The sequence below is a fragment of the Duganella sp. GW821-FHT01E12 genome (genome assembly GCF_059422325.1).
In genome coordinates, this window is record NZ_JBWKWR010000015.1 from 45,247 (window position 1) to 59,365 (window position 14,119).

Annotated in this window: 12 protein-coding genes; 11 read left to right on the forward strand and 1 reads right to left on the reverse strand. The window is 66.1% G+C overall.

The genetic code is table 11. The features are described 5' to 3' along the window. Positions 1 to 22: 22 nt before the first annotated feature. The 10 genes from epsE to AC07WS_RS27960 all read left to right on the forward strand — a co-directional run bounded on the left by epsE (position 23) and on the right by AC07WS_RS27960 (position 10,460). The gene (gene epsE, locus AC07WS_RS27915) at positions 23 to 811 is read left to right on the forward strand and encodes a polysaccharide export protein EpsE (RefSeq protein WP_494732204.1); all 789 of its coding nucleotides are present in this window, start codon (positions 23 to 25) and stop codon (positions 809 to 811) included. A gap of 51 nt (positions 812 to 862) precedes the next feature. Then, on the forward strand, positions 863 to 2,272 hold the full coding sequence (gene epsF, locus AC07WS_RS27920) for a chain length determinant protein EpsF (protein ID WP_494732205.1): 1,410 nt from the start codon (positions 863 to 865) through the stop codon (positions 2,270 to 2,272). A 13-nt stretch (positions 2,273 to 2,285) separates the two neighbouring features. Further along, entirely contained in the window at positions 2,286 to 3,161 is an 876-nt protein-coding gene (gene epsG, locus AC07WS_RS27925; protein WP_494732284.1) for a chain length determinant protein tyrosine kinase EpsG, read from the forward strand. Then, on the forward strand, positions 3,161 to 4,072 hold the full coding sequence (gene xrtB / locus AC07WS_RS27930; protein WP_494732206.1) for an exosortase B: 912 nt from the start codon (positions 3,161 to 3,163) through the stop codon (positions 4,070 to 4,072). Before epsG ends, xrtB begins: the two co-directional genes overlap by 1 nt. Further along, entirely contained in the window at positions 4,069 to 4,752 is a 684-nt protein-coding gene (gene epsI / locus AC07WS_RS27935; RefSeq protein WP_494732207.1) for an exosortase-associated protein EpsI, B-type, read from the forward strand. Before xrtB ends, epsI begins: the two co-directional genes overlap by 4 nt. An 81-nt stretch (positions 4,753 to 4,833) precedes the next feature. Continuing rightward, entirely contained in the window at positions 4,834 to 6,420 is a 1,587-nt protein-coding gene (locus tag AC07WS_RS27940) for a hypothetical protein (RefSeq protein WP_494732208.1), read from the forward strand. A gap of 6 nt (positions 6,421 to 6,426) precedes the next feature. Next, complete coding sequence (locus AC07WS_RS27945) at positions 6,427 to 7,692, forward strand: lipopolysaccharide biosynthesis protein (RefSeq protein WP_494732209.1); 1,266 nt, start codon at positions 6,427 to 6,429, stop codon at positions 7,690 to 7,692. Then, a complete protein-coding gene (locus tag AC07WS_RS27950) occupies positions 7,689 to 8,387 on the forward strand; it encodes a glycosyltransferase family 32 protein (RefSeq protein ID WP_494732210.1) in 699 nt (232 codons plus the stop codon). Before AC07WS_RS27945 ends, AC07WS_RS27950 begins: the two co-directional genes overlap by 4 nt. After that, complete coding sequence (locus AC07WS_RS27955; protein ID WP_494732211.1) at positions 8,377 to 9,483, forward strand: glycosyltransferase; 1,107 nt, start codon at positions 8,377 to 8,379, stop codon at positions 9,481 to 9,483. Before AC07WS_RS27950 ends, AC07WS_RS27955 begins: the two co-directional genes overlap by 11 nt. 41 nt (positions 9,484 to 9,524) lie before the next feature. After that, positions 9,525 to 10,460 carry a beta-1,6-N-acetylglucosaminyltransferase gene (locus tag AC07WS_RS27960; protein WP_494732212.1) on the forward strand — a complete coding sequence of 312 codons (936 nt, stop codon included), beginning with the start codon at positions 9,525 to 9,527 and terminating at the stop codon, positions 10,458 to 10,460. On the opposite strand, the gene AC07WS_RS27965 is transcribed toward AC07WS_RS27960, so the two are convergent. Continuing rightward, the gene (locus AC07WS_RS27965) at positions 10,452 to 11,438 is read right to left on the reverse strand and encodes a glycosyltransferase (protein ID WP_494732213.1); all 987 of its coding nucleotides are present in this window, start codon (positions 11,436 to 11,438) and stop codon (positions 10,452 to 10,454) included. The genes AC07WS_RS27960 and AC07WS_RS27965 overlap by 9 nt on opposite strands. A 523-nt stretch (positions 11,439 to 11,961) precedes the next feature. Between AC07WS_RS27965 and AC07WS_RS27970 the strand changes: the two genes are divergently transcribed. Continuing rightward, the gene (locus AC07WS_RS27970; protein WP_494732214.1) at positions 11,962 to 14,064 is read left to right on the forward strand and encodes a heparinase II/III domain-containing protein; all 2,103 of its coding nucleotides are present in this window, start codon (positions 11,962 to 11,964) and stop codon (positions 14,062 to 14,064) included. Positions 14,065 to 14,119 lie beyond the last annotated feature (55 nt).

Consider the following 14,119-nt stretch of genomic DNA (forward strand, 5'->3'; position numbering starts at 1 on the left):
ACTAAAATGGAATAGGCAAATCATGAAGCGACTTGCAATGTGGATGGTGGCCGGCATGCTGGCCTTGTTGGCGCAGACCGCCGGCGCGGCCGATGTGCTGCTGGGGGCGGGCGACGTGGTCAAGGTGTCGGTCTACGGCAACCAGGACTTGACGCTGGAGACCCGGGTCAGCGAAACGGGCTCGATCACCTTCCCGCTGATCGGCACGGTCGAGCTGGGCGGGCTGTCGGTGGCGGCGGCGGAAAAAAAGATCGCCGGCATGCTGGAAAGCGGCGGTTTCATCCGCAAGGCCCAGGTCAACCTGCTGGTGACCTCGCTGCAAAGCGCCCAGGTCTCGGTGCTGGGCCAGGTTAACCGCCCGGGCCGCTACCCGATCGAGGGCCGGCGCACGCTGATGGACATGTTGGCGCTGGCCGGCGGCTTCGGCGCCGAGGGCGGCGATATCGTCAGCCTGATCCGCAAGCGCAACGGCGTCACCACCAAGGACGCCATCGACGTCGTCGACATGGTGCGCGGCAACGACTTCACCCGCGATTTCGAGGTCATGGGCGGCGACATCCTGTACGTCGAACGTGCGCCGCGCTTCTACATCTACGGCGAAGTGCAGCGTCCCGGCCCGTTCCGCCTGGAACGCCAGATGACCTTGCTGCAAGCGCTGAGCACCGGCGGCGGCCTGACCCCGCGCGGCACCGAACGCGGCATCCGCATCAAGCGCCGCGACGCCAAGGGCGTGCTGCAGGTGATCGACGCCAAGCAGGACGACCTGGTGCAGGTGGACGACGTCATCTACGTCAAGGAAAGCCTGTTCTGACCCGGCACCGCCGGCCTTGCCTGGATTAGACATTTTTAGAAGAGAGTGGCCATGAATTTTTCCCAGTTTTTCCTCATTTTGCGCGCGCGAAAGTGGATATTTTTGATCACCTTGCTGGTCACGGTGTCGGCGACCCTGGTCGTCAGCAAGCTGCTGCCCAAGACCTACAAGGCGTCGACTTCGCTGCTGCTGAACTATAAGGGCGTCGACCCGCTGACCGGCCTGGCCATGCCCAGCCAGCTGTTGCCCGGCTATATGGCGACCCAGGTCGACATCATCACCAGCATGAACGTCGCGCGCCGCGTGGTCGACCAGCTGAAACTGGCGGAAAGCCCGGCGGTCGTGGCCCAGTTCAACGAGGCCACGCGCGGCGTGGGCTCGATCCAGGACTGGCTGGCCGACCTGTTGCTGAGCAAGCTGGAAATCGTGCCCTCGCGCGAGAGCAGCGTGATCGAGATCGGCTTCAAGGGCAGCGATCCGCAGTTCGTCACCGCGGTGGCCAACGCCTTCGCCGACCAGTACCAGCGCGTCAGCATCCAGCTCAAGGTCGATCCGATGAAGAAGGCCTCGGTCTACTTCAACGAACAGACCAAGCTGCTGCGCGACAACGTCGAAACCGCCCAGAGCCGCCTGTCCAAATACCAGCAGGAACACGGCCTGGTCAGCGTCGACAACCGCCTGGACGTCGAATCGAACCGCTTGAACGACCTGTCGGCCCAGCTGGTGGCGGCCCAGGGCCAGTCGATGGAGGCGGCCTCGCGCCGCAACATGGCGCAGGGCACCCAGTCGGCCGAATCGCCGGACGTGGCCACCAATCCGCTGATCCAGAACCTGAAGGTGGGCCTGGGCGGCGCCGAGACCAAGCTGGCCGAAGTGGCGCAGCGCCTGGGCACCAACCACCCGCAATACCAGAGCGCCAAGGCCGAAGTGGACAAGATGCGCAGCGAACTGGCGCTGCAGATGAAGATCACCTCCAACAGCGTGGGCAACAACGCCGCCATCCTGGCCCAGCGCGAAGGCGCGATCCGCGCCGCGCTGGCCGAGCAAAAGAACAAGGTGCTCGAACTGAACCGCACCCGCGACGAGATGAACGTGCTGGCCAAGGATGTCGAAAGCGCCCAGCGCGCCTTCGACACCACTTCGCAGCGCTTCTCGCAGACCAAGATCGAAGGGCAGTCCGACCAGTCCGACATCGCCGTGCTCAACCCGGCCATCGTGCCGACCTCGCCGGCCGGCCCGCGCGTCTGGCTCAACACCGCGTTGGCCGCCTTCCTGGGCTCGCTGCTGGGCCTGGGCATCGCCATGCTGGCCGAGATGTTCGACCGCCGCGTGCGCTCGGGCGACGATTTGAACGATGTGCTGGGCATCCCGGTGCTGGGCGCCATCGAATGGAACGCGCCGGCCCACCAGCGCTACCGCGTGATCAATGCCGTGTTGCCCCGCAATATGCGCCTGAACTAATATGGACGACAAGATGAACCAGCAAGCCACCCCTATCATTCCGTCCAGCGTGCAGCCGGGCCGCGACTCCAGCATCGGCGGCCTGCTGCTGGCCTCGGGCAAGATCACGCCGGAGAACGCCGAACGCGTGCTGCGCATGCAAAAAGAACTGGGCATGCGCTTCGGCGAGGCGGCCCAGCGCCTGGGCCTGATCACCGAGGCCGACATCCAGCAAGTGCTGGCGCGCCAGTTCGACTATCCCTACCTGCTGCAGGGCGAGGCCAAGTTCCCGACCGAGCTGGTGGCGGCCTACCAGCCGTTCAGCCAGCAGGTGGAAAAACTGCGCGCCGTGCGCAGCCAGCTGATGCTGCGCTGGTTCGCGCGCGGCCGCAAATCGCTGGCCGTGGTCGGCATCAACCCGGGCGACGGCGCCAGCCTGTTCCTGGCCAACCTGGCCATCGTGTTCTCGCAGCTGGGCGAAAAAACCCTGCTGGTCGACGCCAACCTGCGCACCCCGCGCCAGCAGCAGATCTTCGACCTGCAGACGCGCCAGGGCTTGTCCGACATGCTGGCCGGCCGCGCCGGCACCGACGCCATCACCAAGATCGACTCGTTTGTCGCGCTGTCGGTGCTGGGCGCCGGCACGCTGCCGCCCAACCCGCAGGAAATGCTCAGCCGTTCCTCGTTCGGCGACCTCAGCATCCAGCTGCAGACCAACTTCGACGTCGTGCTGTACGACGCGCCGGCGTTCTCGGTCGGCTCGGACGCGCTGGCCGTGGCCGCCCGCACCGGCGGCGTGCTGCTGGTGGCGCGCAAGAACCACACCAATGTGCGCGACATCCACGCGATGCAGGAGCAGATGGCGCACAGCGGCGCCGAAGTGGTCGGCTCGGTCCTGGTTGATTTCTGATGATGCCCATGCCCTCCGCCGACCGCATCAGTTCAGCGCTGCCGCCGCGCCGGCTGGCGCTGGACTGGCTGCCCATCGTGCTGGGCTGCCTGCTGCTGTTCGTGCCGACGCTGATCAACTTCAGCGACGTCTGGATGCATGAAGACCAGGCGCACGGCCCCATCATCCTGATGCTGTCGGCCTGGCTGATCTACCGCCGCGCGCCCGAGATCCGCGCGCTGCCCGGCGCGCCCACCGGCGTGGCCTTCGGCTGGGTGCTGTTCGTCGTCAGCATGCTGTTCTACATCGTCGGCCGCTCGCAGGAGGTGCTGTCGGCCGAGATGCTGGGCTTCATCGGCACCATGGCCTCGCTGATCGTCATCAAGTTCGGCCTGCGCGCGCTGCGCACCGTGTGGTTCGCGTTCTTCTTCATGCTGTTCATGGTGCCGCTGCCGGGCACGCTGGTGACCATGCTGACCATGCCGATGAAGATGGCGGTGTCCTACACCACCGAGCACCTGCTGTTCTGGGCCGGCTACCCGATCGCCCGCAGCGGCGTGATCCTGCAGATCGGCCAGTACCAGCTGCTGGTGGCCGACGCCTGCGCCGGCCTGCAGACCCTGCTGGCGCTCGAGTCGCTGGGCCTGTTCTACCTGAACGTGGTGCAGCACACCTCGGCGTTCCGCAACATCACGCTGGCCATCCTGATCATCCCGATCTCGTTTACCGCGAACGTGACGCGGGTCATGACGCTCACGCTGATCACCTATTATTTCGGCGACGCCGCCGGGCAGGGCTTCCTGCACGGCTTCGCCGGCATGGTGCTGTTCGTCAGCGCCCTGGTGCTGATCCTCAGCCTGGACACCTTCCTGCAGTGGCTGGTGCGCCGGCACGAAGGCAAGCGCGCATCCGTTGTAAAGGCGACCCCATGAAAACTTCCCTAGTGACAGGCTGGGTGCTGTGCGCCGCCATGGTGGCCACGGCCTGGACCGCGCAGGCGGTCAAGCCGACCGTGCGCCTGGCCGACCTGCACGAAAAAATCGTGCTGGCCGACGCCATCCCCACCCGCTTCGGCCAGTGGGCCGAGGACGTGAACCAGGTGTCGGCCGTGATCAATCCCCAGGTCGACGCCGAGATCAAGCGCATCTACGCGCAAACCTTGTCGCGCACCTACGTCAACCCGGACGGCGAGCGCATCATGCTGGCGATCGCCTACGGCACCGACCAGCGCGACAACCTGGCGGTGCATTATCCGGAAGGCTGCTACGGCGCCCAGGGCTTCAATGTGTCGCCGGTCAGCTTCGGCACGCTCAACGCGGCGGCCGGCGAGATTCCCGCCACCCGCCTGGTGGCCAGCCTGAACAACCGGGTCGAGCCGATCACCTACTGGGTGGTGGTGGGCGACCGGGCGGTGCGCAACTCGTGGGAGTTGAAAAAGGCCAGGCTGGCCTACGCGCTGGAGATGGAAATCCCCGACGCCACCCTGATCCGGGTGTCGAGCATCGGCGGCGACAGCGCCGCCTCCTACCGCCTGCAAGAGCGCTTCGTCGGCGAGATGCTGGCCGCGATCCCGCCCAAGCTGCGCGACCACTTCAGCGGCCGCGCCCGCTGAGCGCGGTAGTGCCGGCGCGCCGCGCCGGACTTCCCCCTCACAACCCGATTTGAACCGAGCCGGTTTGAGACGAAGGCAAGAATGAAATTCTTTAAGAAAAAAACGGCGGCCGGGCTGCCGCCGCAGGGCAATTACAGCAAACGCGGGCGTTCCGGCCCGGCCTGGTGGAAGCTGGGCCTGGCCGGCATCGCGGTGATCTTCTTCGCGGTCTTTCTCGGCCTGGTGGCGGCGCTGGGCGGCCTGCGCCTGACCGCGGTCGTGGCCGGCGTGCTGATGGTGATCCCGCTGGTCTGGTTCATCAGCGCGCGCACGCTGCTGCCGCTGCTGTTCGTGTTCATCTTCATGATACAGGGCATGGTCAGCACGCTGTTGCACATCAACGCCATCGCCTGGGTCGGCAGCGGCCTGGCCTTTCTGTTCCTGCTGCGGGTGCTGCTGGAAATGTTCCTCACCAAGCTGAGCGACCGCACCGAGGTCTCCGGCTGGACCGGCGCGGCCACCGTGATGATCGCCACCGGCATCTACCTGATGTTCTTCTTCTTCGGCCTGGCCACCACCAGCGCCACCACGCCGCAGCTGATCTCGGCGATCCGCCTGGGCCTGCCGATGTTCGGCGTGCTGCTGTTGCTGGCCAACGCCCGCCTGACCGAGGGCCGCCTGCGCTTCCTGTGGAAGCTGGTGCTGTTCATCATGGTGGCGCAGCTGCCGCTGGTCGCCTACCAGCACCTGTTCGGCATGGGCGGGATCGGCTGGGACGCGGTGGTGGGCACCTTCGGCCCCGGCATGAGCGCGGTCATGGCCATGTTCTGCATCGCCGCGCTGCTGTACGCGGTGGCGCTGTGGAGCCGCGGCTTGATGCGCTCGTGGCTGCTGGCGCTGCTGGTGGTGGTGGCCGTGGCCAATATGCTGCTGGGCGAAGTCAAGGCCGTCATGATCTGGGTGCCGGTGGGGCTGCTGCTGGTGCTGCGCGAACGCTTCTTCCGCAACCTCGGCACGGTGATCGTCTACGGCGCCGTCATGGTGCTGTTCATGGTCGGCACCTTCACCGCCTACAAGGCCATGTACTGGGGCGAGGGCGCCATCAGCGGCAACACGGTGGGCGAAAAGGCCCAGCACGCCAGCAACTACTTCTTCGACCCCTACGAGGTGCATTACGACACGGGCGAGGTGGGCCGCTTCGCCTCGCTGCATATCTGGTACCGCGACCCCACCGTCGACATGGTGCACCGGATGATAGGCTACGGCCCCGGCGCCGTCGCGGTCAGCCAGACCACCGGCCGCGGCATGATCGCCAAGCGCTACCGGCCGCTGGCGATCGCCTCGACCGCCTTGTCCTTGCTGCTGTGGGACGTGGGCGTGCTGGGCGCGCTGGCCTTCGGCGGCGTGCTGCTGTTCCCGATCTGGTCGGGCTGGCGCTATCTGGTGCACGGCGAGGGCACGCCCCATGAACAGGCGATGGTGGAAGCCTGCGTCGCCACCCTCGTGCTGCTGAGCTCGACGGTGATCTACAACCGCTCGCTGCTCGACGAGACCCCGGCCCAGCTGCTGTTCCTGTTCTGCGTCGGCTGCGTGGTGCACCAGTGCCGCTTCGGCCGCCGGGTTCCGCGCCCCGCGGCGCCGGCGCAGCATCCGTCGCCGGGCGTGCCCGCCTCGACGCTGACCTGGTGAGGCTGTGTGAAATCAGGTAACAAGGGTAATTTGCTCAAAAATAGCGTGATGTCGTTCCTGCTCAATGTCTCGGGCACGGCGATCAGCTTCTTCGCGATACCGATCACCCTGCGCATCATGGGCATCGAGTACTACGGCAGCTTCGTCTTCATGCAGTCGGTGGCGATGATCGCCTTCACGCTGGCCACCGTGCAGTACTGGCAGGGCCTGCTGGTCGAACTGCCGGGCAAGAGCTCGTCGGTGACCACGCTCAAGCGCCAGGTGCGGCGCAGCGTGCTGTTCGAGCTGGGCGGCATGGCGGCCGCGCTGGCCACCGTGCTGGTGATGCTGCTGCCGGTGTTCCACATCCCGCAGATCCACGGCTTCGGCGTGCTCGACGTGGTGCTGATCGTGGTGTCGACGCTGCTGCCTTCGCTCGGATCGCTGGTGGCGTTCTACCGGCTCACCAACAAATACCAGGTGCTGCTGATGGCCGGCCTGTGCGCCAACGTGCTGCGCCTGCTGATGCTGCTGGCCGCGGCCCGGTGGAGCCCGACGCCGTCGTCGGTGATCGTGTGCTACGCGGTGCCGGAGTTCTGCCGCCTGGCGCTGCTGGCGCTGATCATCCACCGCCAGCCGAACGACGACCCCGGCAGCGAGGCCGCACAGGTGGACCCGCGCGCCATCCTCAGCACCGGCAAATGGAGTACCATGCTGGCCGTGGCCGACCTGCCGGTGGCCTACATCGACAAGGTGCTGGTGGGCGTGGCGCTCAGCCCCGAGGCGCTGGGCATCTACAACATCCTCAAGCGCCTGTACGCCATCATCTCGATGGCGACCAGCCCGGTGTACACCAACTCGATACCGGAGTTCTCGCACAAGCTCAACGTCGGCGACCGCGCCGGCGCGTTCGCCCTGTGGCGCAAGACCATCCTGATCCTGTTGCCGGTGTCGAGCTTCATCGGCCTGTCGGCCTTTGTCTGCCGGCCGCTGTGGGTGCCCGTCATCTACCGCGGGCTGGACCACTACGGGCTGGAGCTGTTCATCATGATGCTGACCGCCGTCATCGGCGGCTCCTTCATCACCACCCACGCGTTCTACTGGGCGCTGGGCAAGCGCAAGCAGACCTCGGTGGTGACGGTGTGCGCGAATATTTTGTACATCGGCGAGCTGCTGGTGCTCAGCCATTTCTTTGGCATCACCGGCGCCATCGGCGCGTTCCTGCTGCATGTGACGCTGGTGGTGGTGGTGAAGGTTACGCTGGTATTGAAAGAGAAGGAAGCCGTTAAATGATACCGAAGAAAATCCATTATTGCTGGTTCGGCGGCAATCCGCTGCCGGTCATGGCGCAGCGCTGCATCGCCTCGTGGAAGCAGTACAGCCCCGAGTACGAGATCATCCTGTGGAACGAGTCGAACTCCGACATCGACAACGAATACTGCCGCCAGGCCGCGCGCCAGCGCAACTGGGCCTTCATCTCGGACTGGGTGCGCTTCGACATCCTGTACCGCCACGGCGGCGTCTACCTGGACACCGACATCGAGCTGATCAAGCCGCTGTCGACCATCCTGACCGACGACCGTTTCTGCTCGGCCTGGGAAAGCGAAGGGCTGATGGGTGCCGGCTTCATCGCCGCCGTCCAGCACGACCCCATCATGCAGCGCGCGCGCCAGCTGATCCTCGAGAACCTGATCCCGATCCGCAAGTTCGCCACCGCGCCGCGCGTGCTCAAGCGCGCGGTCGACGACGTGGCCGGCGACCGCCCGCTCAACATCCTGGCGCCGCCGAGCTTTTACCCGTTCAATCCCTTCGATGACAACAACCCGCTCAACGCCGGCCAGCTGCTGTTTTCCGACATCGTGCCGGAGACGGTCGGCATCCACCACTACGCCTCGTCGTGGGACTTCAAGAAGAAATCGCGCTGGCTGGCGATGATCACCGACAAGCTCAGCCGTCAACCCGACTGGAGATTGACGCTTGAGTTCTGAGTCGAAAAAAAAGCAATGCCTGGCGGTGGTCTACCTGCCGGAGCGGGAACTGGCGCGCTTCCCCGACCAGATGGCGCGCTTCGACTTCCTGCGCCGCCACTATGCGGTGTCGACCGTGCTGACCTCGCCCACCACCGGGGCCGAGGGCAGCCGCCGCACCTACCGGATCCCGCACGTCAATCCGCTGCTGTTCTCGCTGCAGGCCGCGTGGACGCTGTTGTGGAAGCGGCGCGACTACGACTTCATCTACGTGATCGGCCTGCCGGCCGTGACCACCTTCGGCTTCTTCCGGCCGCGCTGCCCGGTGGTGGCGTACGCGCCCACCCATTTCGAGCAGACCTACGGCCCGGAACGGCAGCGGCCGTTCCGCGCGGTCGCCTCGCTCAAGCTGGCCACCTTCCTGCGCGGCCTGGCGCGCGTCACCTCGGTGATGGCGATCTCGCGCCAGCTGGCCGCGCTCTACCAGGGGCGCGTGCCGCGCGTGTCGCTGATCCCGATGGGGGTGGACCTGGCGCTGTACCGCGACTGCCATCCGGCCGCGTCCGCCGACGGCCGGCTCAACATCGTCTATCCCGGCTCCGGCGGCCAGGGCAGGGGGCTGGACCTGATCGTGGCCTGCGCCCGCCGCCTGGTGGCCGACGGCGTGGCGGCCACCTTCCACCTGGTCGGCTGCGAGGACGCGCAACTGGAGCAGGCCCTGGCCGAGGCGCCCGAGCTGGCGCAGGCGATCCGCGTCTACCCGCCGATGCCGTACGGCGAGGTGGTGCGCATGTACGGCCGCATGCAGGCCGGCGTGTCCCTGTTGGCCGGCAATAAATTCTATTCGGCCAGCCCGCCGCAAAAAATCTTCGAATACATGGCGGCCGGCCTGCCGGTGCTGTGCAACGACCTGGTCACGCACACCGACTACGTGGGCGAGAGCGCGGTGGTGACCGGCTGGAGCGCCGAGGCGCTGTACGATGGCGTGCTGCAGCTGCGCGCGCGCTACCCGGCGCTGGCGGCGGCCGCCGCCCGCCAGCGCGACAACATGGGCGAGCATGCGCGCACCGCAGTCGAGCGCCGCTTCGTCGAGGAACTGGAATATGATTTGCGCTGACCTACACAGCCACCAGCCCTGACGCAGAAAGTTTCGAGACGATGAAGATAGCCTACCTGATCCTGGCTCACGATCAACCCCAATTGTTCGGACGATTGGCCGCCGCCCTGCAGCACGACGGCGCCACCCTGTATGCCCACATCGACGGCAAGCAGGACGCCCAGCCGTTCCGCGCCGCCGCCGGCGCGCTGCCGGTGCGCTTTGTCGAGCCGCCCATCGAGGTCAACTGGGGCGGCTACTCGCAGGTGGCGGCGATGCTCAAGCTGCTGGAGGCGGCAGCGCGGGACGGCCACGACCACTACATCTTCCTCAGCGGACGCGACTACCCGCTGCGCAGCAACGCCGAACTGCGGGCGCAGCTGGCGCAGGACCCGCAGCGCAACTACATCAATTTCTACCGGCTCGCGCCCGGCACCGATTTCTCGCACCTGATTGAAATCCATGCCTTCCGCGACGTCTACGCGCGCATCCGCTCCGGGGCGCTGCGCCGGCTGGCCATCATGCTGGTGCGCGGCGCCAACCGCCTGCTGCCCAGGCGCCGCTTCCCGGCCGGCTACACGGCCTACCGCGGCTCGACCTCGTGGTGCCTGAGCGCGGCGGCGGTGGACTATCTGCTGGCGTTCGTGCGCCAGCCGCGCAACCGGCCGCTGCTGCGCTTCTTCCGCTCGGTGACCGGCGCCGACGAGATTTTTTTCCAGACCATCCTGCTCAACTCGCCGCTGGCGGCGCACTGCGCCGGCTACCAGGAGTTCCTGCAGCAGCCGGCCGGCAGCAATGAAAACAAGGTGTCGCTGCACTACATCGACTGGGACGTGGCGCGCGAAAACCCGGCGGTGCTGGAGTTGCGCGACCTGCCGCGGCTGGCCGCCTCGGGCAAGTTCTTCGCCCGCAAATTCGACCAGACCCGCTCGGCCGCCCTGCTGGAGCGGGTGGACGCCGGCCGGCGCGCAGCCGGCCAGCCGGTCGCGTCAAGCTAGCAGGAACTGTTCGATTTCCTGGCCCGGCCGGTGCTGGCCGTCCAGCTGGCGGGCCGCCTGCGCGATCTGGGCCGACAGCTGGGCGCGGAACTGGTCGTCGCCCAGCGCCCGCTGCAGGCGCTCGCGCATGGCGCCGGCGTCGTCCGGCGCCACGAAGCCCTGGTAGTCGCTGCCCAAGTAGGCCTCGATCGCCTCGTGGCGGGTGGCGATCAGCGGCTTGCCGTTGCGCAGCACGCGCAGCAGCACGCTCTGGCCGCAGGCCTCGCCCTGGCTGCGCAGCGGCATCGCCACCACCTTGCTGCGCGCCAGCAGCTGCTCGAACTGGGCCTCCGGCAGGTTGCGGTGGATGGTGGCGCGCGGATTGAGGCCGGCGTTGATGGTGTTGTGCTCGGCGGCCACCAGCACCACCGGCGCCGCCAGCTCGCGGCTGGCGTTGAGCAGCAGGTCGTAGTCGCGGTTGGAGAAGCCGCCGCTGAAGATGTAGCCGTCGTCGCCGATGGCGCCGGCGGCCGGCTTGCCGTCCAGTTCCTGGCGCCACAGGTGGAAGTGGACGTCGGCCGGCGCCATGCCGACCTCCTCGATCAGGTTGCGCGTTTCGCTGGGCGAGAAGGTGACGAAGCCCAGCCCGGGAAACTTCAGCAGGCGCCAGGCGCGGTTGATCACCTGGCGCGCGCGGCGGCCGTGGATGAAACAGGCCATCACCAGCAATTTGGCTGGACGCGGCAATAGTCCCAGCCGTATCATGGCCAGGACGGGCAGGGCCTGCCACCCGACCACCAGCACGCGGTCGCTGGCGGTCCAGGTCTTGCGGGCCCGCAGCAGGGCCGGCGACAACATACCGGCCAGGATGGCCAGCTTGCCTGGAATGGCCGGGCCCGGCTTGTCCGACCCCACCAGCAGCAGCCGCGCGCCGCCGGCTTCCAGATGTTTGGTGATGTCGCGATAGCTGTCAGGCTTGGAGAGGAGGACGTAAAGCATGGAATACCTCGAAAAAGATAACATTATCGCATTACTATCGCCGGCGCGCCGCCGATTCCTGGCGTGCGGCCCGAATTGCCTGGCTTGGGCGTGGAAGCAACAAAACGGAAACAAATACAGCTAGGAATCAAGATTGGATGCGCTAAAATAAGATTTAACGCACGAAACACCCCCATGCCCACTAATTTTGCGGGAAGTTGCTTCTGAATAAACACGAGCAGCCCGCTTTAGTGTATATTTTCATTTCTCAAGCGCAATTTTGGTTCTTGTAAGCAACTTTTTCGATGCAAGCGAGTCCCACCGCCAGATGTGCACGTGCCCGCCTGTAGCTAATGTTTGTGCTGTCAACGCTTCCCCTCGGAGGAATCTCATGGCTTTTCTTAAATCAAGTCTTGTTTGTGGTCTGCTCATGGGGACGGCAATCGCCCTCGGGCAAGCTCAGGCGGCAACGGCACCGGTCGTCGAATGGGTAGCTAAGGCAGCCGTCGACCCCTATACGATGCAGCCGGCGCCGACCAATCTGATGCCCCAGCCGCAAAACCCGCCGGCGTTCACCTGGCCGCGTTATCCGGTCTACCCCAAGCCGCCCGGCTATACCCTGGAAATCTGGTCCGGCGCCACCCTGGTCGCCAGCTACACCGCGCCGCGCAACTTCTATTTGCCCAGCAAGGCCATGGCCCCCGGCAGCTACAGCTGGCGCGTGCGTCCCAACCTCAGCGTGATCGACTGGTCGACCCCGCGCACCTTCAACATCCCGACCACCGCCAAGACCTTTGAGGTGCCGGAAAGCGCCGACCTGCGCACCCGCATCCTGGCCCATGGACGCTCGCGCATGTTGTCGAAGAACTTCCTGCCGTACGCCAGCTGGCCGCTGGCCATGATCTCCGCGCGCGGCGCCGCGCTGACCGCGCTGACCAACGAGGTCAACGCCAACATCACCGCCGTGCCCATCGTGACCGAGCAGTCGATCAGCCTGGTGGGCCTGAGCTCCACCGACGCCGCGCTGGTGATCGCCAAGCTGGGCACCCGGATCAACCCGGTGCTGCGCCAGATGGAGGGCGCGGCCCTGCTGTACCGCCTGAAGGGCGATCCCAAGTATCTGGCCGAGGCGCTGCTGCGCGGCGACCAGATCGCGGCGCTGGACCCGAACGGGGCCACCAGCTATGTCAACCAGGACCAGATCACGCGCGGCATCGACGTCTCGCTGGTGCGCACGATGGACATGTTGTGGGCCAATATCGACGCGACCCGCCGCGCCGCCTGGACCAACATCATCGTCGCCCGCACCGAGGCGATCTACAACGACCTGTCCGGCTATGACGGCCGCCTCGACGAGCAGCCCTTCGATTCGCACGGCGCCACGGCGTACGGCTATCTGGCGCTGATCGCCGCGCTGACGGTGGGCGACATGCCGGCCGCCGACAAGTGGTTCGACTTCGCCGTGCGCGCCTACGTCAATTCCGTGTTTATCTGGAGCGGCGCGGAGGGCGGCTACTTCCCCGGCTCGGCCTACGCGACCTACCAGGCGGCCTACTCGGTGCAGCTGTGGGGTCCGTTCAAGGAAGCGACCGGCGTCGACCTGTTCCAGAAACCATGGTCGATCGGTTTCGCCAAGATGCTGATCCAGTTCATCCCGCCCGGCGCGCCGGGCCTGGTGTTCGGCGACGCCCATGAGGATCCGTTCGACTACATCTCCCTGAAGTCGTTCGCCACCCGCACCGCGACGCCGGAAACCGCCTGGTATTCGCGCGTGGTGTCGGGCAACGAAGACTCGATCCAGCTGCTGGCCGCCGAATATCCGTTGCCGGCGTCGGCCGTCACGCCGGTGACGCCGCCGAACGGGGGCTTGTTCCCGAGTATAGGCTGGGCCTCGATGCACAGCGATATCTCCAACCCCAAGCGCACCTCGCTGTACTTCAAGTCCAGCCCGTATGGTTCGTACAACCACGCGCATGGCGACCAGAACGCGCTGGTGCTCGACAGCGGTGGCGTGCGCCTGCTGGGCGAGGCCGGCTACCAGGACTACTACTACTCGCCGATGGTGGTGGCGTGGTACCGCACCACGCGCGCCCACAACGCCGTGACCTATGACGGCGGCATCGGCCAGCTCATTTCCGGCCGCGAAAACCTGACCCGCAACGGCAAGATCACCAGCTACAAGAGCGACGCCAGCAGCGACTACGTCGAGGGCGACGCCACCGTGTCGTACGGCCCGCTGATCTCGTCGGCCGTGCGCAAGGTCTGGTACCTGCGCACCAACAACGCCTTCATCGTGCAGGACAAGGTCAGCTCGCCCGACCTGCACACCTTCGAGTGGAATATGCACACCATCGTGCCCATCCTGGACGACGGCGTCGGCAAGGCCAAGATCGTCAACGGCCTCAACTCGGTCTGCCTGACCTCGCTGACCGGCGACACCAAGCTGGTCCCCTGGCTGTCCGGCTATCCATCGCGTCCGAAGGTGACCGAGGTGCATGCGGCCTTCATCAAGAACGCGCCGATGAACAACACCGAGTTCCTGGTCTTGCTGGACGTCGGCTGCAAGCGTCCGGTGGTGACCATCACCCCGACTGCGACCGGCCGCACCGTGCTGGTCAACGGCCAGTCGATCACCATCCCGAATTGAGGATGACGGCGATGTAATTGTTTTCGTGATAATAGTTTGAAGGGCGACTGTGATA

Excerpts from the sequence above, each read along its gene's own strand:
- epsE (WP_494732204.1), top strand. The coding sequence starts at position 23 with ATGAAGCGACTTGCAATGTGGATGGTGGCCGGCATGCTGGCCTTGTTG.
- epsF (WP_494732205.1), top strand. The coding sequence starts at position 863 with ATGAATTTTTCCCAGTTTTTCCTCATTTTGCGCGCGCGAAAGTGGATA.
- epsG (WP_494732284.1), top strand. The coding sequence starts at position 2,286 with ATGAACCAGCAAGCCACCCCTATCATTCCGTCCAGCGTGCAGCCGGGC.
- xrtB (WP_494732206.1), top strand. The coding sequence starts at position 3,161 with ATGATGCCCATGCCCTCCGCCGACCGCATCAGTTCAGCGCTGCCGCCG.
- epsI (WP_494732207.1), top strand. The coding sequence starts at position 4,069 with ATGAAAACTTCCCTAGTGACAGGCTGGGTGCTGTGCGCCGCCATGGTG.
- AC07WS_RS27940 (WP_494732208.1), top strand. The coding sequence starts at position 4,834 with ATGAAATTCTTTAAGAAAAAAACGGCGGCCGGGCTGCCGCCGCAGGGC.
- AC07WS_RS27950 (WP_494732210.1), top strand. The coding sequence starts at position 7,689 with ATGATACCGAAGAAAATCCATTATTGCTGGTTCGGCGGCAATCCGCTG.
- AC07WS_RS27960 (WP_494732212.1), top strand. The coding sequence starts at position 9,525 with ATGAAGATAGCCTACCTGATCCTGGCTCACGATCAACCCCAATTGTTC.
- AC07WS_RS27965 (WP_494732213.1), bottom strand. The coding sequence starts at position 11,438 with ATGCTTTACGTCCTCCTCTCCAAGCCTGACAGCTATCGCGACATCACC.
- AC07WS_RS27970 (WP_494732214.1), top strand. The coding sequence starts at position 11,962 with ATGCCCCAGCCGCAAAACCCGCCGGCGTTCACCTGGCCGCGTTATCCG.